At 66.7% G+C, this 23,027-nt stretch carries 23 protein-coding genes; 20 read left to right on the forward strand and 3 right to left on the reverse strand.

Annotated features, from left to right (window positions below; genetic code table 11):
• Positions 1–19 precede the first annotated feature (19 nt).
• The 4 genes from LK539_RS02460 (at position 20) to LK539_RS02475 (ending at position 4,422) form a co-directional block, all read left to right on the forward strand.
• On the forward strand, positions 20–631 hold the full coding sequence (locus LK539_RS02460; RefSeq protein WP_227799319.1) for a hypothetical protein: 612 nt from the start codon (positions 20–22) through the stop codon (positions 629–631).
• Entirely contained in the window at positions 628–2,085 is a 1,458-nt protein-coding gene (locus tag LK539_RS02465; RefSeq protein ID WP_227799320.1) for an ATP-binding protein, read from the forward strand. Before LK539_RS02460 ends, LK539_RS02465 begins: the two co-directional genes overlap by 4 nt.
• Positions 2,078–2,725, forward strand: a complete 648-nt coding sequence (locus LK539_RS02470) for a response regulator transcription factor (protein ID WP_227799321.1) — start codon at positions 2,078–2,080, stop codon at positions 2,723–2,725. Before LK539_RS02465 ends, LK539_RS02470 begins: the two co-directional genes overlap by 8 nt.
• A 128-nt stretch (positions 2,726–2,853) precedes the next feature.
• Positions 2,854–4,422 carry a GGDEF domain-containing protein gene (locus tag LK539_RS02475; protein WP_227799322.1) on the forward strand — a complete coding sequence of 523 codons (1,569 nt, stop codon included), beginning with the start codon at positions 2,854–2,856 and terminating at the stop codon, positions 4,420–4,422.
• Between the two features lie 6 nt (positions 4,423–4,428).
• On the opposite strand, the gene LK539_RS02480 is transcribed toward LK539_RS02475, so the two are convergent.
• A complete protein-coding gene (locus tag LK539_RS02480) occupies positions 4,429–4,677 on the reverse strand; it encodes a hypothetical protein (protein ID WP_227799323.1) in 249 nt (82 codons plus the stop codon).
• A 407-nt stretch (positions 4,678–5,084) separates the two neighbouring features.
• On the opposite strand from LK539_RS02480, the gene LK539_RS02485 reads away from it, so the two are divergent.
• The 9 genes from LK539_RS02485 to LK539_RS02525 all read left to right on the forward strand — a co-directional run bounded on the left by LK539_RS02485 (position 5,085) and on the right by LK539_RS02525 (position 14,230).
• Positions 5,085–6,524, forward strand: a complete 1,440-nt coding sequence (locus tag LK539_RS02485; protein ID WP_227799324.1) for a flagellin — start codon at positions 5,085–5,087, stop codon at positions 6,522–6,524.
• Positions 6,525–6,612: 88 nt separating this feature from the next.
• Entirely contained in the window at positions 6,613–6,972 is a 360-nt protein-coding gene (locus LK539_RS02490; protein ID WP_227799325.1) for a flagellar protein FlaG, read from the forward strand.
• Positions 6,973–7,157: 185 nt separating this feature from the next.
• Positions 7,158–9,809, forward strand: a complete 2,652-nt coding sequence (fliD, locus tag LK539_RS24525) for a flagellar filament capping protein FliD (RefSeq protein WP_227799326.1) — start codon at positions 7,158–7,160, stop codon at positions 9,807–9,809.
• Between the two features lie 23 nt (positions 9,810–9,832).
• Positions 9,833–10,291, forward strand: a complete 459-nt coding sequence (gene fliS, locus LK539_RS02500) for a flagellar export chaperone FliS (RefSeq protein ID WP_227799327.1) — start codon at positions 9,833–9,835, stop codon at positions 10,289–10,291.
• 5 nt (positions 10,292–10,296) lie between these two features.
• Complete coding sequence (locus LK539_RS02505; protein WP_227799328.1) at positions 10,297–10,626, forward strand: flagellar protein FliT; 330 nt, start codon at positions 10,297–10,299, stop codon at positions 10,624–10,626.
• Between the two features lie 24 nt (positions 10,627–10,650).
• The gene (locus tag LK539_RS02510; RefSeq protein WP_227799329.1) at positions 10,651–11,778 is read left to right on the forward strand and encodes a flagellar hook-length control protein FliK; all 1,128 of its coding nucleotides are present in this window, start codon (positions 10,651–10,653) and stop codon (positions 11,776–11,778) included.
• The gene (locus LK539_RS02515) at positions 11,771–12,139 is read left to right on the forward strand and encodes an EscU/YscU/HrcU family type III secretion system export apparatus switch protein (protein ID WP_227799330.1); all 369 of its coding nucleotides are present in this window, start codon (positions 11,771–11,773) and stop codon (positions 12,137–12,139) included. Before LK539_RS02510 ends, LK539_RS02515 begins: the two co-directional genes overlap by 8 nt.
• Entirely contained in the window at positions 12,132–12,881 is a 750-nt protein-coding gene (locus tag LK539_RS02520) for a flagellar brake protein (protein WP_227799331.1), read from the forward strand. Before LK539_RS02515 ends, LK539_RS02520 begins: the two co-directional genes overlap by 8 nt.
• A 92-nt stretch (positions 12,882–12,973) precedes the next feature.
• On the forward strand, positions 12,974–14,230 hold the full coding sequence (locus LK539_RS02525) for a sensor domain-containing diguanylate cyclase (RefSeq protein ID WP_227799332.1): 1,257 nt from the start codon (positions 12,974–12,976) through the stop codon (positions 14,228–14,230).
• Positions 14,231–14,235: 5 nt separating this feature from the next.
• Here LK539_RS02525 and LK539_RS02530 read toward each other — a convergent pair whose 3' ends face one another.
• Positions 14,236–14,850, reverse strand: a complete 615-nt coding sequence (locus LK539_RS02530; protein ID WP_227799333.1) for a response regulator transcription factor — start codon at positions 14,848–14,850, stop codon at positions 14,236–14,238.
• A gap of 170 nt (positions 14,851–15,020) precedes the next feature.
• Between LK539_RS02530 and LK539_RS02535 the strand changes: the two genes are divergently transcribed.
• Positions 15,021–15,482, forward strand: coding sequence for an Rrf2 family transcriptional regulator (locus LK539_RS02535; RefSeq protein ID WP_227799334.1), 462 nt, complete (start codon positions 15,021–15,023; stop codon positions 15,480–15,482).
• 111 nt (positions 15,483–15,593) lie between these two features.
• Here LK539_RS02535 and fliE read toward each other — a convergent pair whose 3' ends face one another.
• Entirely contained in the window at positions 15,594–15,968 is a 375-nt protein-coding gene (gene fliE / locus LK539_RS02540) for a flagellar hook-basal body complex protein FliE (protein WP_227799335.1), read from the reverse strand.
• 172 nt (positions 15,969–16,140) lie between these two features.
• Here fliE and fliF point away from each other — a divergent pair, with 172 nt between their 5' ends.
• From fliF to LK539_RS02570, 6 genes are all read left to right on the forward strand, one after another.
• Complete coding sequence (gene fliF, locus LK539_RS02545; protein ID WP_227799336.1) at positions 16,141–17,838, forward strand: flagellar basal-body MS-ring/collar protein FliF; 1,698 nt, start codon at positions 16,141–16,143, stop codon at positions 17,836–17,838.
• Positions 17,831–18,835, forward strand: coding sequence for a flagellar motor switch protein FliG (gene fliG / locus LK539_RS02550; protein WP_227799337.1), 1,005 nt, complete (start codon positions 17,831–17,833; stop codon positions 18,833–18,835). Before fliF ends, fliG begins: the two co-directional genes overlap by 8 nt.
• A complete protein-coding gene (fliH, locus tag LK539_RS02555; protein ID WP_227799338.1) occupies positions 18,835–19,548 on the forward strand; it encodes a flagellar assembly protein FliH in 714 nt (237 codons plus the stop codon). Before fliG ends, fliH begins: the two co-directional genes overlap by 1 nt.
• A gap of 105 nt (positions 19,549–19,653) precedes the next feature.
• Complete coding sequence (gene fliI, locus LK539_RS02560; RefSeq protein WP_373889505.1) at positions 19,654–21,054, forward strand: flagellar protein export ATPase FliI; 1,401 nt, start codon at positions 19,654–19,656, stop codon at positions 21,052–21,054.
• 36 nt (positions 21,055–21,090) lie between these two features.
• Positions 21,091–21,534 carry a flagellar export protein FliJ gene (gene fliJ / locus LK539_RS02565; RefSeq protein WP_227799339.1) on the forward strand — a complete coding sequence of 148 codons (444 nt, stop codon included), beginning with the start codon at positions 21,091–21,093 and terminating at the stop codon, positions 21,532–21,534.
• Between the two features lie 17 nt (positions 21,535–21,551).
• Positions 21,552–22,895, forward strand: a complete 1,344-nt coding sequence (locus tag LK539_RS02570) for a flagellar hook-length control protein FliK (RefSeq protein WP_227799340.1) — start codon at positions 21,552–21,554, stop codon at positions 22,893–22,895.
• Positions 22,896–23,027: the final 132 nt, after the last annotated feature.

Raw genomic sequence — 23,027 nt, forward strand, 5'->3', positions numbered from 1 at the left:
TTCCCGTATCATGCACACCATGAAACGAGCGAAACAATCACGCTCCCGGCTTCTCGCGCCGCTGGTGCACCTGGCGGCGCTGATCCTGCTCGTCGAAGCCTGGACCTGGGACGTGGGCAGCAGAGCCGCCGCGCGGATGGCGGCCTGGCCGCCGCTGCGCTGGCTGGAAGCGCGTATCCGCCAGTTGCCGGCCTGGGCCGCCCTGTGCGCCTTCGTGCTGCCCGGGCTGCTGCTGCTGCCCGTCAAGCTGCTGGCCCTGCTCGCGATCGCCCATGGCCATGCGCTGGCGGGGGTCGCCGGCTTCCTCGCGGCCAAGCTGGGCGGCGCGGCGGTGGTGGCGCGCATCTACGTGCTGACCCTGCCTGCCCTGCTCACCCTCGGCTGGTTTGCGCGCTGCCATGGCGGCTTCCTGCGCTTCAGGGACCGCGTGCTGACAGCGCTGCGCGCCAGCGCCTTCTGGCGCGGCACACGCGCCGCCGTGTCCGGCATGCGGCGCGGCCTGCGCCGCACGCTGCGCCGCGCCGGCCGCCAGCCCAGCCACCTGAGGCGCGTACTGCGCCGCTTCACTACCCGTTTTCGCTCGCGCGAAGCGGCGCGACGACAAGAAAAGACAGAGACCGAAGTGCCATGAGTCCGCTTCCCACCCTGGCCGCCGAGATGCAGGCGGCCGCATCGGAAATCTACCTGCTCGACGCCGCCACCCTGGCCGTGGTCGACGCCAACCAGGCCGCGCGCCTGAACCTGGGCATGGACGCGGGCGCGTTGCAGGGCGCCGACTTCCATGCCCTCGCCCCGGAACTCGAACCCGCCACCCTGGCCGGCCTGCTTGCCGGGCTGGGCGAGGAGATTGGGGCCCAGGTCGGCCTGCGCACGCAGCTGCGGCGGCGTGACGGCAGCCGCTACCCGGTGCGCCTGTGTTTCCTGCGCATCGTGCGCGACGGCCGTTCGCTGCTGCTGGCAATCGCGGACGACCTCAGCCTGGAAGAAGCATCGGCGCGCGCCCTGGCCCAGTCGCAGGCGCGCTTCGACGCCATCGTGCGCAACACCCCGGGCCTGGTCTACCAGTTCGTGCTGCATCCGGACGGGCGCACCGATTTCCCCTGGCTCAGCGAAGGCTGCTCGGCCCTGCTCGGGCTATCGGTACTGGAGCTGCAGCACGACGCCAGCCTGTTCGAGCGCCTGATCCTGCCGGAGGACCGCAAGGGCTACCGCGAATCGATGCTGGCCTCGCGTGAAGCCATGTCGGGCTGGAACTGGGAGGGCCGGATCTGGATCGACGCCTGGAACGACGTCAAGTGGATCAACCTGCGCGCCACCCCGCACCCGGCCGACGGGGGCGCGGTGCAGTGGGATGGCATCATGAGCAACATTACGGCCAGCAAGCAGGAGCAGCAGGAAGTGCTGCGCTCGCGCGCCCGCCTTGCCGAGCTGACCGACCACATCGAGCAGGTCAAGGAACAGGAGCGGGCCCGCATCGCGCGCGAGATCCACGACGACCTGGGCGGCAACCTCACGGCCATCAAGATGGCCCTCGCGATGCTGGCCGCGCGCCTGCCCGACAAGCAGCCGGCGCTGCTGGAAAAGGCAAATTACCTGGATGACCTGGTCGACCGCAGCATCGAAGCGGTGCACCGCATCTCGCTCGACCTGCGCCCCACCATGCTCGACCTGGGCATCGTGGCCGCGCTCGAATGGCAGGCGCGCGAATTCGAGAAGCAGATGGGAATCGCCTGCGTGTTCCGCGGCCCGGACGAGGACATTCTTCTGGACGACGACCACGCCACCGCCCTGTTCCGCATTTTCCAGGAAGCGCTGACGAATATCGCCAAGCACGCCGGCGCCACCCGCGTCACGGTGCTGCTGCGGCGCCAGCGCGCCCACCTGAGTCTCGACATCTGCGACAACGGGCGCGGCATCCAGCCCGCCGACCGCCTCAAACCCCATTCCTTCGGCCTGCGCGGCATGAGCGAGCGGGCCAAGGCCCTGGGCGGCACGCTGGTCTTGTCGTCCGCGCCCGGAGGTGGCACGATGGTGACTATCAAAATCAGGCTGGCAACACCGCAGGAAAAAACGAAGAATGAGTGACAAAGCAACAATTCGTGTATTCATCGCCGACGATCACGCCATCGTCCGCGAGGGCCTGAAGCAGATCCTGGCCGAGCAGGGCGACATCATCGTTTCCGGCGAGGCCGAAACCGGGCTGGACGCCGTCAAGCTGGTCGGCAAGGCCAAGCCGCACGTGATGCTGCTCGACATTTCCCTGCCCGACCGCAACGGCATCGAGGTGCTCAAGCAGATCAAGAAGGACCGGCCGGAACTGGCGGTGCTGATGCTGTCGATGCACCGCGAAGACCAGTACGCGATCCGTTCGCTGAAGGCGGGCGCGGCCGGCTACATGACCAAGCAGAGCGCCCCGCGCGAGCTGGTCACGGCGATCCGCCAGGTGGCCGGCGGCCAGAAATACGTCAGCGCCGCACTGGCCCAGACCCTGGCGGCCCAGGTCGGCGAAGACCACGAAGCCCCGCCCCACGACGCTTTGTCCGACCGCGAATACCAGACCCTGACCATGATCGCCTCGGGCATGTCGGTGAGCGACATCGCGCGCGAACTGTCGCTGTCGGTGAAGACCGTGAGCGAATACCGGGCGCGCCTGCTGGCCAAGATGAAGCTCAAGAACAGCGCCGAGCTGACCCACTACGCGATCCGCAACCAGCTGGTGGGTTGAGCGCCACACGGAAAACGCGGGTTGTTGCACAAACGGTAGGCAAAAACAGTTTGTTACCGCTTTTTAATTGATGGTTGGCAAGAAAGCTGATTATCATGTCGGTAAACAGCAATCTGTCATTACACGCCATGTCCATCTCGTCCCCGCCTGCCGGCACCGGCCAGAATCCCGCCGATATCGCCCGCGAAGCCTTCCGCCGCCTCGCGACACGCCGTATCGCCCCCACGCCGGACGCCTACCGCGCCATCTATGACGAGATCGCCGGCGTGCCGCCCGCGCCGCCGGCAGCAGGCGGTCCCGGCCCGGCTGCCGAGGTGCTGGAAAGCTTCGGCCGCAAACTGGCCGATACGCCGGGCGAAGTGTCCGAATACGGGCGCCGCATGCTGCGCGCCGCCAAGAGCGGCGACTGGACCGGCTACGCCCAGGCCCTGACCCAGGTGGCCGACCGCCACCTGCGCCGCAACACCCCGGTGATGGCGCTGGGCGACGAAGATCCCGATGCGCGCCACCTGCGCGAGATGCTGAACCGTTCGCTGGCTTATGCGCTGGCCACCCTGCTGGCCGGCAGCCCCGCCCTGGTAACAGAGGCCGAAGCGCTGGGCGGCGCGGTGCGCACGGCGCGCGGCGAGGCCGAGCTGGGCGAGCTGTCCGGCCGCCTGAAGCAGCTGTGCTACCAGATCGAGCTGCGCAGCGGCGATTCGGCGGAAGAACGCGAATTGCTGCTGCGCCTGTTCCGCCTGCTGCTCGACAACGTCACCGAACTGCTCGACGACGACAGCTGGATGCGCGGCCAGATCGCCGTCGTGCAGGACCTGATCGCGGGGCCGCTCGATGCGCGCGCCCTGGAAGAGGCCACGCGCGGCCTGAAGGACGTGATCCTCAAGCAGGGCCGCCTGCGCCACAGCATTTCCGACGTGCGCGCCACCATGAAGAACATGATGATGACCTTCATCGACCGGCTCGGCTCGGTGGCGGCATCGACCGGCGACCACCACGCGCGCCTGGCCGGCTACTCGGAACGGATCGGACGTGCCGCGAACATCGAGGAGCTGGGGGAAGTGATGGACGAGGTGCTGCGCGAGATGCGCGCGGCCCAGGACGAGGCGCTGGCCTCGCGCGACCGCATGGTGGCCGTGCACCGCGAAGTGCAGGAAGCCGAGGAACGTATCCGCATGCTGGAAGCCGAACTCCAGCACATGAGCGAGCTGGTGCGCGAAGACCAGCTGACGGGCAGCCTGAACCGGCGCGGCCTGGACGACGTGTTCGAGCGCGAGAGCGCGCGCGCCGACCGCCGCAACACCCCGCTGTGCGTGGCCATCCTCGACCTCGACAATTTCAAGAAGCTGAACGATACCTACGGCCACCTGGCCGGCGACGGCGCCCTGAAGCACCTGGTGAAGGTGGTGCGCGACACCCTGCGTTCGATGGACGTGATCGCCCGCTTCGGCGGCGAGGAATTCGTGATCCTGATGCCGGAAACGGCAGTGGATGCGGCAGCCAGCGCGATGGTGCGGGTGCAGCGCGAGCTGACCCGCCATTTCTTCATGCATGACAACGAGAAGATGCTGATCACCTTCTCCTGCGGCGTGGCCCTGCGCCTGCCGAACGAGGACCAGGCCAGCCTGGTGGCGCGGGCCGACCGCGCCATGTACCAGGCCAAGCAGAGCGGCAAGAACCGGGTGGTTGTCGCCGAGTAAAGCCGCCTAGCGCGAATCCAGCGGCCGCGGCGCGTTCGCCATTTCATCCTTCGCGCCCTGGGCGCCGACCGCCTTCAGCATGCGGTCGGTCGACGTGCGGTCCTTCAGGCGGCTGCCGGTCATGGTGTGACCGTCCTGGCCGGCGGTGTTGCCAGCGCTGGCGATCAGTTCCTGCTCGGTCGGGCCCGGCCCGACTTCCTGGGTGGCGCATCCCGCCAGCGCCAGGGCGGCGCATGCTGCTGCAATCATCTTCATGAGGTCATCTTCTCCGGATAAGCGTTGCTGGAAGCCCGTCAATACGGCAGAGCTTGTCAAAATCCTAGCATTCCCTTGCAGCTGGCGCGCATTTCGGACGAAATTATTCCTTCCGGATGAGCAAATTGACAAGATGCGGTGCATATTGCCGCTCGCCGGCACCTGCCTTGAGGGGAAAAATAAATTATTTTTCGCCCTAAAGTTCCGCTTTTCGCTGTCGTCTAAACGCAGCGCCAGAGGGAACTTGAGCAAAAACATACAGATTTATTTTCGATGCCAGCCATCAAGTTTTTGCCGTGGAGCACGTTACCAGCATCAACAGCGGTGTGATCGTCACGGAACAGCGTGGCGCACCAAAGTGAACAGGGCAAGGTGGCCCACCCCGAAATACAGTCTGGAGAAATACCATGGCATCCGTAATCAATACCAACGTTGCATCCCTGAACTCGCAGCGTAACCTGTCGACCTCGCAAGCTTCCCTGAACACCTCGATCCAGCGCCTGTCCTCGGGCCTGCGTATCAACAGCGCGAAAGACGACGCCGCTGGTCTGGCCATCTCGGACCGCATGAACTCGCAGATCAAGGGCATGACCCAGGCCACCCGCAACGCGAACGACGGCGTGTCGATGGCCCAGACCGCAGAAGGCGCCCTGTCGAGCTCGGGCGACATCCTGCAGCGTATCCGCGAACTGGCAGTGCAGTCGTCGAACTCGTCGAACTCGGCCAGCGACCGCAAAGCCCTGCAGACTGAAGTCACCCAGCTGACTTCGGAACTGAACCGTATCGCCAACACCACCGAATTCAACGGCCAGAAGCTGATGGACGGCACCATGGGCACCGCCAACTTCCAGGTGGGCGCCAATGCAGGCCAGCTGATCTCGATGGGCGGCGCGAACTTCACCACCTCGACCTACGGCAATAACACCGCCACGTCGGGTGCACCGTCGGCTGCGTCGAACGCTGCCATCAGCGCCGGCACCATCACCATCAACGGCTACCAGGGCTCGAAGGACATCGGCATCGGCAGCGGCAGCGCCACCAGCGCCAAGGGCGTCGCAGCTGCGATCAACGCCGAAAGCGCCAACACCGGCGTGAGCGCCACCGCCAAGACTGAAGCCAAGATCAGCGCCGCCGTCAATTCGTCGGTGACCATCAAGCTGAAGTCCGACAACGACGACGCGGTCACCATCTCGTTCAAAATCGGCGGCACCTCGGACGCCGACGGCTATGCCGCAGCAGTCAGCGCCTTCAACGCCCAGTCGTCGAAGACCGGCGTGACCGCGAGCTACGACAGCAACGGCATCAAGCTGACCAACGCCACCGGCGCCAACATCGAGATCGAGAACGACGCCAGCTCGGGCGCTGCGCTCAACGTCGGCAACTATGACGACCAGGGTGGCCTGCAGTCGGGCTCGGTGGCCATCGGCAGCTCCTCGAAAGCGATCGGCCGCGTGACCATGGACTCGGAACAGGGTTTCTCGACCAGCTCGCAGAACTCGAACATGGCCGCGCCCGCTACGTCGGACCTGAAATCGGTCGCCAAGCTGGACGTGACCAGCTTCGACAACGCCCAGCAGGCCATCAAGATCGCCGACGCAGCACTGGCAGCGGTCAACAGCAAGCGCGCCGAATACGGTGCACTGCAGTCGCGTTTCGAATCGGCGATCTCGAACCTGTCGTCGTCGACCGAGAACCTGTCGGCATCGCGCAGCCGCATCGTCGACACCGACTTCGCAGCTGAAACCGCGAAGATGACCCGCGGCCAGATCCTGCAGCAGGCCGGTACCTCGATGCTGGCCCAGGCGAACTCGCTGCCGAACGGCGTCCTGTCGCTCCTGCGTGGCTAATGGTTGATGGACTAATCAGTCCACCGATGCAGTAAAACACTCCTCGGCTGAAGAAATTCAGCCGGGGATTTTTCGCTATGGAGGTCACATGAACATCCAATCGCTTGGTTCACCCGTGGCATCGCCGCTCGCCGCGCCCGATCAGCCGGCCGCCCAGCCCGTCAAACCTGCCGCGCCGGCCAAAGCCGTCGACGGCAAGGACGCCGAGGCCGCCGCTAGGCCCTCGCGCGAGCAGGTCGGCGACGCGGTCAAGAAGATCAATGAAGGCATGCGCGCTTCGTCGCAGAGCCTGGAGTTCGCGATCGACGAGGACAGCAAGGACATCGTGGTCAAGATCATCGACCAGAACACCCGTGAGGTGGTGCGCCAGATCCCATCGGTCGAAGCACTCGAGATCGCCAAGTCGCTCGACAAGATGCGCGGTCTCCTCATCAGCCAGACGGCCTGATCTGTCTTGACGGGCACCGCGCTGCGCGCTCCCTCGCGGGCAGCGCGCGGCGTCGCTGCGTCGCAGCTACTTGCGTTCCTGACATCTATTCCCAACTATTTGAATTGGGACACATTTCCCACTCTTAAGTCCCGTTTGCTTCTGTCGATAATGACTTACATTATCGCTTTCACGGGAGAAACAAAGTGGGCATCAGTTCATCGGGCATCGGTTCCGGCCTCGACGTCGACGGCCTCGTCAGCAAGCTGATGCAGGCGGAAGCGGCGCCGCTCGCCAACTTCGACAAGAAGGCGTCGGCCCTGCAGCAGCGCATGGGCGCGCTGAGCAAGGTCAGTGCGGCGGTAGGCGCCTTCCAGGGCGCCCTCACCTCCCTCAATTCTCCCGCCACCTTCAAGGCGCTCAGCGCGAGCAGCGGCGACAAGGATGTCCTGAGCGGCAGCGCCGGGGCTGATGCGGTCGCCGGCAAGTACCGGATCAACGTCACCCAGATGGCGTCGGCCCAGAGCCTGAGCACCAGTGGCCGCGCCAGCACGAGCGCGACCATCGGCGGCACCGCCAAGACCACGCTGACTTTCCAGTTCGGCAGCATCGGCGGCGGCAGCTTCGGCGTCGCCGGCGGCGCGCTGGGCGCCGCGACCGCCAGCAGCGGCATCAGCAACGGCGCGCTCAGCATCAACGGCACCGCCATCGCGACCAGCAGCGCCACCCGCAACGCGGTCCAGCTGGCCGAAGCCATCAACGCCAAGAGCGACACCACCGGCGTGACCGCCAAGGCCAGCGCCACCAGCGCCGCCAGCCTGTTCGCCGATTTCGACACCGTCACCACCGACTCCGCCTCCAGCTATGCGCTCACGGTGGGCGGCGTGCAGATCGCCTCGCTGGCCAGCGCCGGCACGCTCAGCGCCGCCCAGATCGACAGCGCCCTGGGCGGCGGCAGCGTCGGCGCGGCGCTGGCGGCCGCCAACATCAGCTACACCGGCAGCGCCGTGGACGGCACGCTGCAGTTCACCGCGACGGACGGTTCCAACCTGACCGTCGCCGAAGTCATTGGCGGCAGCGGCAGCGTGACCGGCGGCACCAAAGGCACGAATCAGCCGAACACCGGCACCAGCGCCACCACCAACGCCGGCGTGACCCTGACCTCGAAGGACGGCAGCCAGATCCTGATCGGCGGCACCAATCCGGCCGCCGCCGGTTTGACCGCGGGCAGCGCCGGCAGCTACCTGGGCGGCGCCAGCTTCAGCCAGGACGGCTCGCAGGCCAGCGCCGTCGTGACGCTCGATACCGGCGACCAATCGCTGCAGGGCATCCGCGATGCCATCAACAAGGCCAATATCGGTGTCACCGCGACCATCGTGTCCGACGGCGGCACCAACCCCTACCACCTGGTGCTGACCTCGAACAAGACCGGCGAAAAGTCCTCGATGAAGATCAGCGTCGGCGGCGTCGACGGCGCCGACCCCGATCCGGCCATCGCCGCCCTGCTCGGCCACGATCCGGGCGGCGTACAGGGCCTGACCCAGACCAGCGCGGCCCAGGACACCCTGCTCAACATGAACGGGATCGACATCCGCAGCAGCACCACCACCGTCACCGAGGCGGTGCAGGGTGTCTCGCTCGACATCGCAGGCCTGGGCAGCACGACCCTGAACGTGTCGCGCGACACCGGCTCGGTGACCAGCGCTGTCAACGACTTCGTCAAGGCCTACAACGACCTCAACAAGACAATCTCGAGCCTGGCCGGCTACAACGCCGAGACCAAGGTCGCCGGCATCCTGCAGGGCGACGCGTCGGTGCGCTCGATCCAGAGCCAGCTGCGGCGCGCGCTGGGCACGTCGGTCGAAGGCCTGGGCGGCAAGCTCACCACCCTGAGCCAGGTCGGCATCACCTTCCAGAAGGACGGCAACCTGGCCGTCGATACGGGCAAGCTGAACAAGGCCATCAACGAGAACTTCGCCGAGATCGGCGGCCTGTTCGCGGCCATGGGCGCGGCCACCGACGGCCAGGTCAAGTTCGACAAGTCGACCGCGGCGACCAAACCCGGCACCTATGCCGTCAAGGTCGACTCCCTCGCGACCCAGGGCACGCTCAGCAGCGGCGCCCCGCTCGTGGGAACGGCCACGATCCCGCCGAATACGACCTGGCGCGTTACCCTGAACCAGACCGACCCTGTCACCGAAAGCAAGATCCAGGAGATCAAGCTGACAGCCGGCACCTATACCAATACCCAGCTGGCCGCGATGCTGCGCGCCGCGATCAACGGCAACACTACCTTCGCCGGCGCCGGCGACACGGTCGAGACCAAGGTCGAGGACGACGGCCGCATCTCGATCTCCTCGAGCAAATTCGGCGAGACCTCGAACATCCAGATCGGCCACGTCGGCGGCTACGACCCGGCCCAGCTGTTTGGCGCGCCTACCACGGCCAAGGGCACCAACGTGGTCGGCACGATCGGCGGCGTGGCCGCCACCGGCAACGGCCAGTCCCTGACCGCGGCGGCCGGCTCGCCGGCGGAAGGCATCCAGATCTCGATCACGGGCGGCGCCACCGGCGAACGCGGCAGCGTCAGCTTCTCGAAAGGCTTCGCCTTCGAGCTGACCAACCTCGCGTCCAGCTTCACCGGCAAGGGCAGCCTGCTCACCAGCAAGACCGATGGCCTGAACGTCACCCTGAAGTCCATCACCAGCGCCCGCGACCGTTTCGAGTCGCGCCTGGAATCGGTCGAAAAACGATACCGGGCCCAGTTCACGGCGCTCGACACCGCCTTGATGTCGATGCAGTCGACCTCGGCCTACCTGACCCAGCAGCTTGCGGCGCTGACCGCGAACGCAGGCTAAAGCACTCTCACCTGGAGAACACGATGTTTGGAACCATGCAACGCGGCGTCGGCGCCTATGCGAAAGTCGGTCTGGAGACCGGCGTCGCCGGCGCTTCCCCGCACAAACTGATCGTCATGCTGTACGACGGCGCGATGGTGTCGATCCTGAGCGGCATCACCAACATGAAGGCCGGGAACGTCGCCGCGAAGGGCGCCGCCATTTCGAAAGCCATCAACATCATCGACAACGGCCTGCGCGCCGCCCTCGACAAGAAGGTCGGCGGCGAGATCGCCCAGAACCTCGACGCCCTGTACGAATACATCAGCGCGCGCCTGCTCAAGGCCAACCTGAGCAACGACCCGGCGATCCTGGAAGAAGCGCATTCGCTGCTGTCCGAGCTGCGCGACGCCTGGAACGCGATCGACCCGCAGGCTGCCGCCGCCGAAGCGCAGGCCGCCGCTCCCGCGCCGCTGCGCGCCCCTACCCTGATGAGTGCTTGAACACCATGCCACAGATGACCAGCGAAGATATCGTCGAGGTGTACGAAACGATGGCGGTGATCACCGACCAGATGCTGTGCGCCGCCAATGACAGCGACTGGGACCGCCTGGCCGAGCTCGAGCAGCAGTGCGCCGCCCACGTGCGCCAGCTGAAGGACAACGAGCCGCAGGCGCTGGCCGGCGCGCAGCGCGTCAAGAAGGTCGACGCGATCCGCCGCATGCTCGCCGCCGACCGCCAGATCCGCGACCTCACCACCCCGTGGATGGCACGCCTGTCTGCCCTGATCAACAACACCTCGACCGAACGCCGCGTCGCCCGCGCCTACGGCGTCTAAGCCGGCCAGGGACCGCCCACCGCCATGCTGCCGCGCGAGCTCGTCTCCGCCGTCCTGCGCACCGGGCCGGTCCTGCCGGTCGAACATCTCAATGACCCGCGCCAGCAGGCCTTCCAGCGCGCCCTTGCCCCCCAGCTGGGCAAGGCGCTGCACGGCGAAGTCCTGGCCAAGCTCACCGACGGCAGCTTCGTCGTCAAGGTCGCCAACATCCCCGCCCGCATGCAGCTGCCTGCGGGCGCCCAGGTCGGCGCCGACGTGCCGCTGACCCTGGTTTCCGTCAACCCGCGTCCCACCTTCCAGGTCGGGACCGGGGCCAATCCCGTCTTCAGCGAAGCCGGCCCGCCGCTGCCGAAAGGCGCCGATCCGGGCAAGGCGCCGCTGGCCATGCGCGAAGGCGCCGCGCCGCAGTCCGGCGCCGCGGTCGGGCGCGCCGCCGCCCTGCTGCAGGCCGGCGCGGCCGGCGCCGGCGCCCAGTCGCTTGGTGCGGAAGCCAACAACACCACCCTGAGCCAGGCAGGCAAGACCATCGGCGGCGTGCTCGCCGCCGCCCAGAAGGCGGAGCTGCCGTTGAGCGCCGCCCTCGGGCGCACTCCCGTGGTGGCCGCGGCCGGGGCGGACCCCGCCAGCATTGCGACCGGCCTGCAGCAGGCCGTCGGCAAAAGCGGCCTGTTCTACGAATCGCACGTGGCCGAGTGGGCCCAGGGCGCCCGTCCTATGGCCGAGCTGAACGCCGAGCCGCAGCAGCAGCTGGCGCGCGAAGGCGTGCGCCAGCTGCCGACTGACCCTGCCACCGCCCAGTTCATCAACCTGCAGCTGGCGACCCAGGAACAGGCCCAGCTGGCCTGGCAGGGCAACCTGTGGCCGGGCCAGCCGATGCGGCTGGAAGTGCAGCGCGAAACCCGGGAAGGCCATGAGGAAGCCGGCGGGCCGGAGACTTCCTGGCACAGCCGCCTGCGCCTGCACTTTCCCGAACTGGGCGAACTCGATGCGCGCCTGACGCTCACGGGCGGCCGCCTGCAGCTGCAGTTCGCGGCCGGCAGCGCGGACACGGCCGCCCTGTTGCGCCGGCATGCGGGCAGCCTGGCCGGCGCCCTGGAAGCGGCCGGCACCCAGCTCGCCGGCTTCGACGTGCGCGCCCAGGCCGATGACTGAACCGAAGGCCGGCCCACCGGCACGGCGCCAGAGCGCCGTCGCGATCGCCTATGCCGGCGGCGATGGGGCGCCGAAAGTCGTGGCCAAAGGCCAGGGCCTGGTGGCCGAGCAGATCATGGAGCGCGCCCGGGAAGCCGGCGTATTTATCCACGAATCGAAGGATCTGGTGCAATTGCTGATGGGCGTGGACCTGGACCGTGAAATTCCGCCCGCGCTGTATCGCGCAATTGCGGAACTGTTGGCGTGGCTTTATCATATTGAGTCGGCTCAAAAGCAGGGAACGGCGATTCCGCCCCCGCCCGATCCGACGCCCCACCTCAACCAGGACGACGCGGCGAACGCCGGCACAAGCAATGAATAATCAGGAACTGGACAACTGGCACGACTACGAGGTGGAGTCGCGCCGTGAGATCGCGTCGCTGCTGCGCCAGATCGGCGAGAAGCACCAGCTGGTGCGCATGCTGATCAAGGGCGAGGCCGACGTGTGCGTCACCACCGTGCTCGACGTCGACCCGGACACCAACACCATGGTCCTCGACCGCTCCATCGAGCGCATGCAGAACGAACGCATCGTCGAAGCCGGCGCGGTACGCTGCGAGACCTCGCTCGACAAGATCCGCATCCTGTTCAGCGCGGAGAACCTGCGCCATACGCAGTTCGAGGGCAGCGACGCCCTGCGCGCCGACATCCCGGCCAAGCTGATCCGTCTGCAGCGGCGCGAGTACTACCGCATGGAGACCCCGGTCTCGAACCCGGTGCGCGCGATCATCCCGCTGCCGCCCGAGCTGGGCGCCGGCACCGCCGTGTTCCCCCTGCACGACATCAGCTGCGGCGGCATCGCGATCCTCGACAACAAGCTGCAACTGGACACGACGATCGGCACCACGATCCCGAACTGCCGCATCGAGCTGCCGGAAGTCGGTCCGGTCACGGTGGCGCTGCAGGTGCGCAATTCGCTCGACCTGACGCTGCTGAACAACAAGACCAACCGCCGCATCGGCCTGCAGTTCGTCGACATCTCGCGCGGCGGCATGGCGGGTGTGCAGCGCTACATCACCAAGCTGGAACGCGAGCGCAATGCGCGCCTGGCCGGGCTGGCCTGAGCCCGAAAGAATATTTACACTTCAGCAATTTTGCTGTCTTTCTAGCATCACATCGGCTACACTCGGACACCATTACACGTGCCGAGCTGTCGATGCTGCCTCCTCAATCCGACTATTACCGCGCCGCGTTTGCCCAATCGGACGCCGGCATGGCCATGCTCAGCCTGGAAGGACAGTGGATCGACGTGAACCCGGCGCTGTGCCGGATGCTGGGCTATTCCCGTACCGCCCTGCTCGAGCGCGACTGCAGCGAGATCAGCCATCCCGATGACCATGCTGCAGACCGGGCCTGGGTAGCGCGCCTGCGTGGCGGCGAGGCCGATTCGTTCGGTTTCGAAAAACGTTACCGCCAGCAGAGCGGCGCGCTCATCTGGGGCTTGCTGAGCGCTACGCTGTGCCGGGACAGCCGCGGCGAACCGCAGTTCATCGTGGTGCATATCGTCGACATCAGCGCGCAGAAGAAGGCTCTGGAAGACCGCGACGCCCTGTTCGCCCTGTCTCCCGACCTGCTTTCCGTCACCACGCCGGACGGCTACATCGTCCAGGCCAACCCGGCCTGGCGCGCACTGCTCGGATGGGACAATGCCGCGCTGATGGCGCGGCCCTTCATGGAATTCATCCACCCGGACGATGCCAGCCGCACCATGCAACAGGCCCAGGCAATCGCACACGGCGGCTCGGTCATGGGTTTTCGCAACCGTTTCCGCCATGCCGACGGCGGCTGGCGCTGGATCGAATGGAGCACCCGGGTTGCCGACGACGGTCGCATGTTCTGCCTGGGTCGCGATGTCTCCGAGCAGCGCCGCATGTCCGAGCAACTGCACTACCGCGCCACCCACGACTTTCTCACCGGCCTGCCCAACCGCTACGAGTTCATGGGGCGGCTGCAGCAGGCGATCGATGCACTGGGCCGCGAGCCGCGTCCGCTGGTGCTGCTGTTCATCGACCTGGACGGCTTCAAGACGGTCAACGACCTGTGCGGCCACGAAACGGGCGACGTCGTGCTGACCGCCTTCGGGCAGCGGCTGGCGGCCTCGGTGCGGCGCACCGACACGGTGGCGCGCCTGGCCGGCGACGAGTTCGTGGTCCTGCTCGACCACCTGGGCGACCCCTGGCAGGATGCCGACCAGGTGGCCGGCAAGATCCTGCGCGCGGCCAGCCAGCCCTACCCCGAACTGGCCGGCCTTACCGAGCCGGGCGCCAGCATCGGCATGGCGCTCTACCAGCCGGGCGACAGCGCCGACCGGCTGCTGTCGCGCGCCGACGCCGCCATGTATGTCGCCAAGAAGGCCGGCAAGAACCGCGCCGCATTCCAGCGCGACGGCCGCTGGGTGGTGCACGGCGCCTGAAACGCTCAGGCCTGGCAGACGCCTCCGGGCCGGATCAGGCCGCGCTGGGTCGCGACCACCACGGCGTGGGTGCGGGCGGTGGCGTCGAGCTTGCTCATGACGCCCTTGACGTGGGTCTTCACGGTGCCCACGCCGATGCCGAGCTTGCGCGCGATCGACTTGTTGCAGCAGCCCTGGGCCAGCAATTGCAGGACGTCGGTCTCGCGCCCGGTCAGCGATTCACGGGTGAGGCTGTCGGCGACGCTGCGCGTCATCGGTTCGCTCAGGTAGCGCTGGCCGCGCGCCAGCTGGTCGACCGCCTGGGCCAGCTCGTCGGTGCCGCAGGACTGCAGCAGGTAGCCGGCCACCCCCGCATCCATCGCCAGGCGCACTTCCCATTCCTTGTCAAACTGGGTCACCAGCAGGATCCCCGGCGCCGGGTTGCCCGGAAGCGGCTGGCGCGCCAGCGCGACGCCGGTGTCGTAATCGGTGACGATGACGCGCGCGACGCGCTGCGCCTCGGGCTGGCGCAGGTGGGTCGTGACGCGCAGACCGGGCTGGTCGGCGAGGATCGCATGCAGCCCGACGGTCATGATCGGGTCGGCGTGCATGATATGGACGGCGGAAGAGATCGGTTGCATGTGCTTGCTCCGGCAAACGGCGACGGAAGAGATGGACCAGCATGGTCCGGATTCCCGACATATTGAAACGACAAGAACGGCAAGGCAAGTAATGCTTTGTAATAACTGGTCGATATGTATGCCGTCTGCATGAGGTGGCGACAGCATGTATGCGGTATACTCGCTTGACCATGCGCCTGACCTCTTTCACCGATTACACCTTGCGGACCCTGCTCCACCTCGGCAGCAACCCGGGCCGTCTGGTGACTATCCAGGAGATCGCGGACCTGCACAACATCTCGAAGAACCACCTGATGAAGGTGGTGCACGAACTGGGCCGCAACGGCGTCATCGAGACCATCCGTGGGCGCAACGGGGGCTTCCGCCTGGCGCACCGCCCGGAAGAGATCAACATCGGCGCCGTCGTGCGCCAGAGCGAGAGCGATTTCTACATGGCCGAATGCTTCGACCCGGCCGGCAATCCCTGCGGGCTGGTCAAGGCCTGCGGCCTCAAGGGCGTGCTCAGCAACGCCACCGCCGCCTACCTCGCCGAACTAGACCGCCATACCCTGGCCACGCTGCTGCCGGAACCAGCCCCGCGTGACGCCAGCATCCCCGTTACCCTGCACCGCAACGCTACCCGCGCCGCATAAGCGGTGCCCGTGCAGTTCATGCCACAAGGGTAAGCCGCCCAGCTCCTGACGGCCGTCGCAGCGCCGAAAAAAAACCGGCCAGTGGCCGGTTACTTTTCGACATTGCAAGGCTTACACCTGCATGTTCATGATGTCGTGATAGGCTGACACCAGTTTGTTGCGTACTTGCACGGTTCCCTGGAAAGCGATGCTGGATTTCTGCATCGCGATCATCGTATCGGACAGGCTCACGGTATCATCCCCCATCGCAAAGCGCTTACCGAGCTCTTCCGCAGTTTTCTGGGTATTGCTGACCTGTTGCAGCGAGGTCTTCAGTGCGTCGGCGAAGTCGAGCTTGGCGACTCCCGGTTGGGCAATGCTACCCGCGCCACCCACGCCGAGGGGCGCGACGGGGCTGGCCGCCGGCTTGGTCGCCGCAGATTTCAGCTGTTCCATCATCGCCTGGATGCGGCTGCTGTCGATGCCGCCGATTCCGCCAATACTCATCGTTTTCTCCTGCCCGTGAGGCCATCCACTTTTTCAGGCTGTCAGAATATCAGCGCCCAGACAATTTCCTGCTGTGAAGAAGCATGGATTTCCACCCCTATTTCAGGGTTTGAATGTTGCCCTATGGCTTCATAATCCTGCTAATTCCTCCATCCTGGACAGTTAACCCACCATGGCAGCAGTCGCTGAAGAACTGATCGACACCCCGGCTTCCGAGCAGCAAGCGGAAAAGCAGGGCTTTTTGCAGACGACGATGGGCAAGCGCGTTGCCCTCGGCGGCGGTATCGCGCTGGTCGTCGCCATCATGATTGCGCTCTGGATGTGGAGCCAGGCGCCGGAATACCGCGTGCTGTTCTCGAACTACAGCGACCGCGACGGCGGCGCCATCACCGCCTCGCTCGACCAGATGGGGGTCAAGTACAAGTTTTCCGAAGGCGGCACGGCGATCCTGGTCCCGGCCGAGCAGATCCACGACCTGCGCCTGAAGCTGGCGGCGCAGGGCCTGCCCAAGGGTGGCAACGTCGGCTTCGAACTGATGGAAAACCAGAAGCTGGGCACGTCCCAGTTCGTCGAACAGGTCAACTACCAGCGCTCGCTCGAAGGCGAGCTGGCGCGCTCGATCCAGTCGCTCGGCTCGGTCGGCAGCGCGCGCGTGCACCTGGCGCTGCCGAAACCTTCCGTGTTCGTGCGCGACCAGCAGAAACCCACCGCGTCCGTGCTGCTGAACCTGCAGCCGGGCCGCGCCCTCGACCCGGGCCAGGTCAGCGCCATCGTCCACCTGGTCGCTTCCAGCGTGCCGGAACTGACGGTCGGTAACGTCACCGTGGTCGACCAGAACGGCAACCTGCTGTCCGACACCGGCAACAAGGCCGCCGGCAACAAGGGCCTGGACGCGACCCAGCTGAAGTACGTCGAGCAGGTCCAGCAGAACATCATCAAGCAGGTCGAATCGATCATCGCGCCGCTGGTCGGCAAGGAAAACGTGCGCGCCGAAGCGACCGCCGAGGTCGACTTCGCCCAGGTCGACACCGCGGCCGAGATGTACAAGCCGAACTCGCCGCCGGAACCGCAGGCGATCCGCAGCCAGCAGACCTCCGAGTCGAACCAGCCGGGCGCGGGCGCCTCCGGCGTGCCGGGCGCGCTGTCGAACCAGCCGCCGGGCGTGGCCACCGCGCCGATCGACGGCCAGCCGGTCGCCGGCGCCCCGGCAGCCAGCGGGCCGACGCGCAAGGACGCCACCACCAATTACGAAGTCGACAAGACCATCCGCTACGAACAGCGCCCGATGGGCGGCATCAAGCGCCTGACCGTGGGCGTGGTCGTGAACTACCGCCGCTCGATCGATCCGAAGACCGGCAAGGTCATCGTCAAACCGCTGGCGGCCGCCGAAGTGGCCCAGATCAACGAACTGGTCAAGCAGGCGATGGGCTACTCGCAAGGGCGCGGCGACACCCTGAACGTGACCAATGCCCCGTTCGACGGCGTCGACCGCCCGGACGACACCCCGGCCCAGCTCGACTGGTGGCGCGATCCGGCCAACCTGCCGCTGGCCAAGGAAATCGGCAAGTACCTGCTGCTGTTCGCGGTGCTGGCCTTCCTCTACTACCGGATCCTGCTGCCGCTGATGCGCCCGGCGATCAAGAAGTTCGACGAGGTCACCGCGCTGCCGCCGGAACCGGAACCGGAAGAGGAAGACGAGATCTCGGATGAAGAGGCGGCCGAGATCGACGAAGAAGAACTGGAAGAACAGGAAGTCGAACGCCGGAACCAGGGCTACCGGAAGAACCTGGAAATGGCGCAGGAGCTGGCCCGCCAGGACCCGCGTATCGTGGCTAACGTTGTGAAAGCATGGTTGGGATCAAATGAGTGACAAGGACAAGGAAGGCGTAACCCAGGCAGCGATCCTGATGCTGGCCCTGGGCGAAGCGGAAGCGGCTGAAGTGATGAGGTTCCTGGGCCCGCGTGAAGTGCTGAAGCTGGGCGGCGCGATGGCGCAGATGAAGGCGGTGCAGCACGGCGAAGTGGTCAAGGTGCTGGAAGCCTTTGTGGAAGAGACCAACCTGCACTCGACCGTCGGCCTGGATTCGGACGAATACATCCGCCAGGTGCTGACCAAGGCGCTGGGCGACGACAAGGCCGCGGTGCTGCTCAACCGCATCCTGGGCGGCAAGGACGCCTCGGGCATCGAAAGCCTGAAGTGGATGGATTCGCCTTCGGTGGCGGAACTGATCCGCAACGAGCACCCGCAGATTATCGCCACCATCCTGGTGCACCTCGAGCGCGACCAGGCCTGCGAGATCCTGGCCCACTTCACCGAGCGCCTGCGCAACGACGTGGTGCTGCGTATCGCCACCCTGGACGGCGTGCAGCCGGCCGCGCTGCGCGAGCTGAACGACGTGCTGACCAAGCTGCTGTCGGGTAACGAGAACATCAAGAAGTCTTCGCTGGGCGGCGTGCGCACCGCGGCCGAGATCCTGAACTTCATGAGCGGCGAGCAGGAAGCGGCCGTCATGGACAACATCAAGAACTACGACAACGACATGGCGCAGAAGATCATGGACGAGATGTTCGTGTTCGACAACATCATCGACATCGACGACCGCGGCATCCAGCTGCTGCTGCGCGAAGTGCAGTCCGAAATGCTGATCATCGCCCTCAAGGGCGCATCGCAAGACCTGCGCGAAAAGATCTTCAAGAACATGTCGCAACGTGCCAGCGAAATGATGCGCGAAGACCTGGAGTCGAAGGGTCCGGTGCGCCTGTCGGAAGTGGAATCTCAGCAGAAACAGATCCTGCAGATCGTGCGCCGCCTGGCGGACGAAGGCCAGATCGTGCTGGGCGGTAAGGGTGAGGATTCCTTCGTCTGATGATCCCCAAGGAACAGCAAAGCGCCTACCAGCGCTGGGAACTCACCTCGTTCGGCGACGAGCGCCCGTCCACCCAGGCGCGCCGCGCCGCGATGGCGCCCCCTCCTCCGGCCCCGGAGCCGGAACCGATCGAGATCGTTCCGAACGTGGTGCTGCCGACGGCGGAAGAACTGGAAGCGATCCGCGAGCAGGCGCGTGCGGAGGGCTATGCCGAGGGCTTGGAAGAAGGCCGGGCCGCCGGCCATGCCGAAGGCTATGCCGATGGCGCTAGAGCCGGCCAGATCGAGGCCGAAGGCGAACTGGAACACCTGCGCACGATCGCCGCGACCTTCAGCGACGCCGTGGTGCAGGCCGACGAGACCATTGCCCACGACGTGCTGGAACTGGCCCTGCGCCTGGCGCGCGGCATGGTGCGCACCGCCTTCGACGTGCGCCCCGAACTGATCCTGCCGGTGGTGCAGGAAGCGATCGGCTACCTGCCGGTGCTGTCCCAGCCGGCCACCTTGACGCTGAACCCGGAGGACGCCGAGATCGTGCGCCAGGCCATGGGCCAGGAGCTGGTCAAGGGCGGCTGGCGCATCGTCGAAGACGCCGCCATGGCGCGTGGCGGCTGCAAGGTCGATACCGCCAGCAACCAGATCGATGCCCAGGCCCAAGCCCGCTGGGCGCGACTCACTCATGCCTTGCAGAGCAATGTGGACTGGTTGTCGTAGGGTGGGCGGATCTTCCGCCCACGCGGTCAACCACTGTCAACACCACCGCTAAACTTCATATTGCACGTATCACCGCGTGGGCGGCGAAGCCGCCCACCCTACGACATGACGACAACGACTGACCGCCACACCGCCCGCTGGAAATCCTTCATCAAGGACTGCGATTCCCTGGTCGGCTTTGCCGAGCCAATGCAGGTCTCCGGCCGTGTCACGCGCGTGGCCGGCCTGGTGATGGAATGCGTGGGCCTGAAGCTGGCCGTGGGCAGCGCCTGCACCATCCCCGTGGCCAACGGCCAGCGCATCGAGGCCGAAGTGGTCGGCTTCGAGGGCGAGCGCCTGTTCCTGATGCCGCAGAGCGACGTCGAGGGCGTGGTGCCGGGGTCGCGCGTGTTCCCGGTCGAATCGGCCCTGCCGAAACCGGGCACGGTGCAGCACCCGCGCCGCCGCCCGAGCGACCGCGCACGCCATCTGCCGGTCGGCATGCAGCTGCTGGGGCGCGTGGTGGACGGCGCCGGCCGCCCGCTCGACGGCAAGGGCCCGCTGAACACCGACGAAGTCGGCCCGCTGAATGCGCGCCCGATCAACCCGCTCGACCGCGCGCCGATCTCGGAAACCCTGGACGTGGGCGTGCGCGCCATCAACGCCATGCTGACGGTCGGCCGCGGCCAGCGCCTCGGCCTGTTCGCCGGTACCGGTGTCGGTAAATCGGTGTTGCTGGGCATGATTGCGCGTTACACCACGGCCGACGTGATCGTGGTCGGCCTGATCGGCGAACGGGGCCGCGAAGTGAAGGAATTCATCGAACAGATCCTGGGCCCGGAAGGCCGCGCCCGCTCGGCCGTGGTGGCCGCGCCGGCCGATTCGCCTCCCCTGATGCGCCTGCAGGGCGCGGCCTACGCCACCGCGATCGCGGAACACTTCCGCGAGCAGGGCAAGAACGTCCTGCTCATCATGGATTCGCTCACCCGCTACGCCATGGCGCAGCGCGAGATCGCGCTGGCGATCGGCGAGCCGCCGGCCACCAAGGGCTATCCGCCCTCGGTGTTCGCCAAGCTGCCGGTGCTGGTGGAACGGGCCGGCAACGGCCAGGAGGGAGGCGGCTCGATCACCGCCTTCTATACCGTGCTGTCGGAAGGCGACGACCAGCAGGACCCGATCGCCGATGCCGCGCGCGGTATCCTGGACGGCCACATTGTGCTGAACCGCCACCTGGCCGAGGCCGGCCACTATCCGGCGATCGACATCGAACAGTCGATCTCGCGCGCCATGCACGGGATTACCACCCACGAACACCAGCTGGCGGCGCGCAAGCTCAAGCAGCTGTACTCGCGCTACCAGCGCTCGCGCGACCTGATCAGCGTCGGCGCCTATGCCGCCGGCAGCGATCCGGTGCTGGACCAGGCGATTGCCAAGCACGAGCAGATCGAAGCCTTCCTGTGCCAGGAAATCCACGACAACGCGGGCATGCTGGAGAGCTTGGGGCAATTGACCTCTCTATTCGAGTGATGAAACGATGCCTGGCGGCACTATACTGCTCTCATTATGGCCACCGCATCCGCCCTCGACACCCTGATTGACTTGGCACAGCGCGATTCCGACGCGATCGCCAAGCGCCTGGGCGCCGCCCTGGCGGCGGTCGACGAAGCCGAGCAGAAGCTGGTGATGCTGGATGGCTACCGCGACGAGTACGTCCGCAAGCTCGACGCGGCGCAGATGGCAGGCATCACGCCCTTTGCGTATAACAATTTCGTGGCCTTCATCGGCAAGCTGGACAACGCCATCATTGGCCAGCGCGAAGTGATCAAGCACGCGAAGTACAAGGCGGACACGGAAAAGAAGGCATGGCAGGAGAGCGAGCGCAAGCGCCTGTCCTACCGCACCCTGAACGAACGCGCCGCCGCCGAAGCACTGGCGATCGAGAACAAGCGCGACCAGAAACTGATGGACGACCACGCCGCGCGTGGCGCCCGCTACAAACAACGCTGACACCAGGCAGATTCACCATGACGATGCAGACGACCACCCTTCCGTTCCAGGTTTCCGGCGCGAGCACCCTGGCCCAGCCGCAACGCAACGCTGCCGCGGGCGTGCAGGCGCCGGAAGGCGAAGGCTTCGGCGCCACCCTGTCGCGCGCGATGGCGCCGACCATGGCGCCCTCCGCCGCACCGACCATGGCGCCATCGGCCGCCCCGGCCAACAAGCCGGCCACGGCACACAAGGCGGCGGACAAACCGGCGGCCCAAGGTACGAAAGCCCCGGCGCGCGAGCCGGCCAAGCAAAAGGATGCGGCGCCCGATGCGCCGGCGCCCACCGCCCAGGGCGCAGCTGCGGGCACCGAGTCCGCCGACCCGGCCAAGGATGCCGCAGCCGCTGCCGAATCGGCCACTGCAGCCGCGGAAGCAGCAACGACGCCCGTCACCGACATGCTCGCCTTCATGGCCAGCCTGACCCAGCCGGCCCCGGCTGCACCGGTCGTTGCCGCGCCGGTGGCGGCGCAGGCCCCTGCCGCCAGCGTCGCTGCCGGCGGCGCCGAACTGCAGCTCGCCGCGCTCCAGTCCGCATTCGCGAAACTCGACACCAGCGCCAGCGCCGACGCCGTCGCCGTCGCGACCGCCCCTGCCCTGCCGGCCGCTACCGACGGCGAAGCGGCAGCCGGCGGCTTCTCGCTGGCTGCCGGTGTGCAGCCGGCAGCGGGCGAGACGGCCGACCTGCGCAGCCTGCAGCAGACAGCCCAGGCTGCCGTCCAGGCCGAGCCGGGCAAGCAAGGCGCGGCCGTGGTCCGCGAAGGGGGCGCGCAGGCCATGGCGGCCGTCGAGGCGCCGGCCCCTGCCCCTGCCCAGCTGCAGGCCCAGGCCGCCAAGCTCGAGACCCTGGCCAACCCGACCGCCGTGCCGGCCGATCGCATCCCGGCGCGCGTGGGTAGCCAGGCCTGGGACAACCAGGTCAGCCAGCGCATCGTGTACATGGTCGGCAAGGAACAGGCCGCCACACTGACGCTGAACCCGCCGGACCTCGGTCCGGTGCAGGTGGTGCTGAACGTGAGCAACGATGGGGCCAGCGTGGCCTTCTCCTCGAACCAGCTGGAAGTGCGCCAGGCCCTGGAAAACGCCATTCCGCGCCTGCGCGAGATGATGGGCGAGAGCGGCATCGCGCTGGGTAATGCGACGGTGGATGCCGGCATGCCAGATGGCCGCCAGGCACAGCAGGATGGCGAGCGCCGCAATCAGGGCGGCGCCAGCGGTTTCGGCAATGGCGGCACGAACGCGGTGAGTGAGGACAATGCCGCCCGTCCAGCGACGCGCAGCGTGGCCCTGGGCGACAACGGCCTGGTCGATACCTTCGCTTGAGCGCCTGTTAAACCGTCAACACGTCCGCGCAACAATCAGCGGGATAAGCACCCCTAATCCCCTCTTTTCGGGGCTTGGCGGGTTTTGTTTCCCCGCGATAATGCCATAATGACGGACACATTCTTTTAGGCA

This window comes from Massilia sp. IC2-476, assembly GCF_020707295.1.
Classification (GTDB): domain Bacteria; phylum Pseudomonadota; class Gammaproteobacteria; order Burkholderiales; family Burkholderiaceae_D; genus Telluria.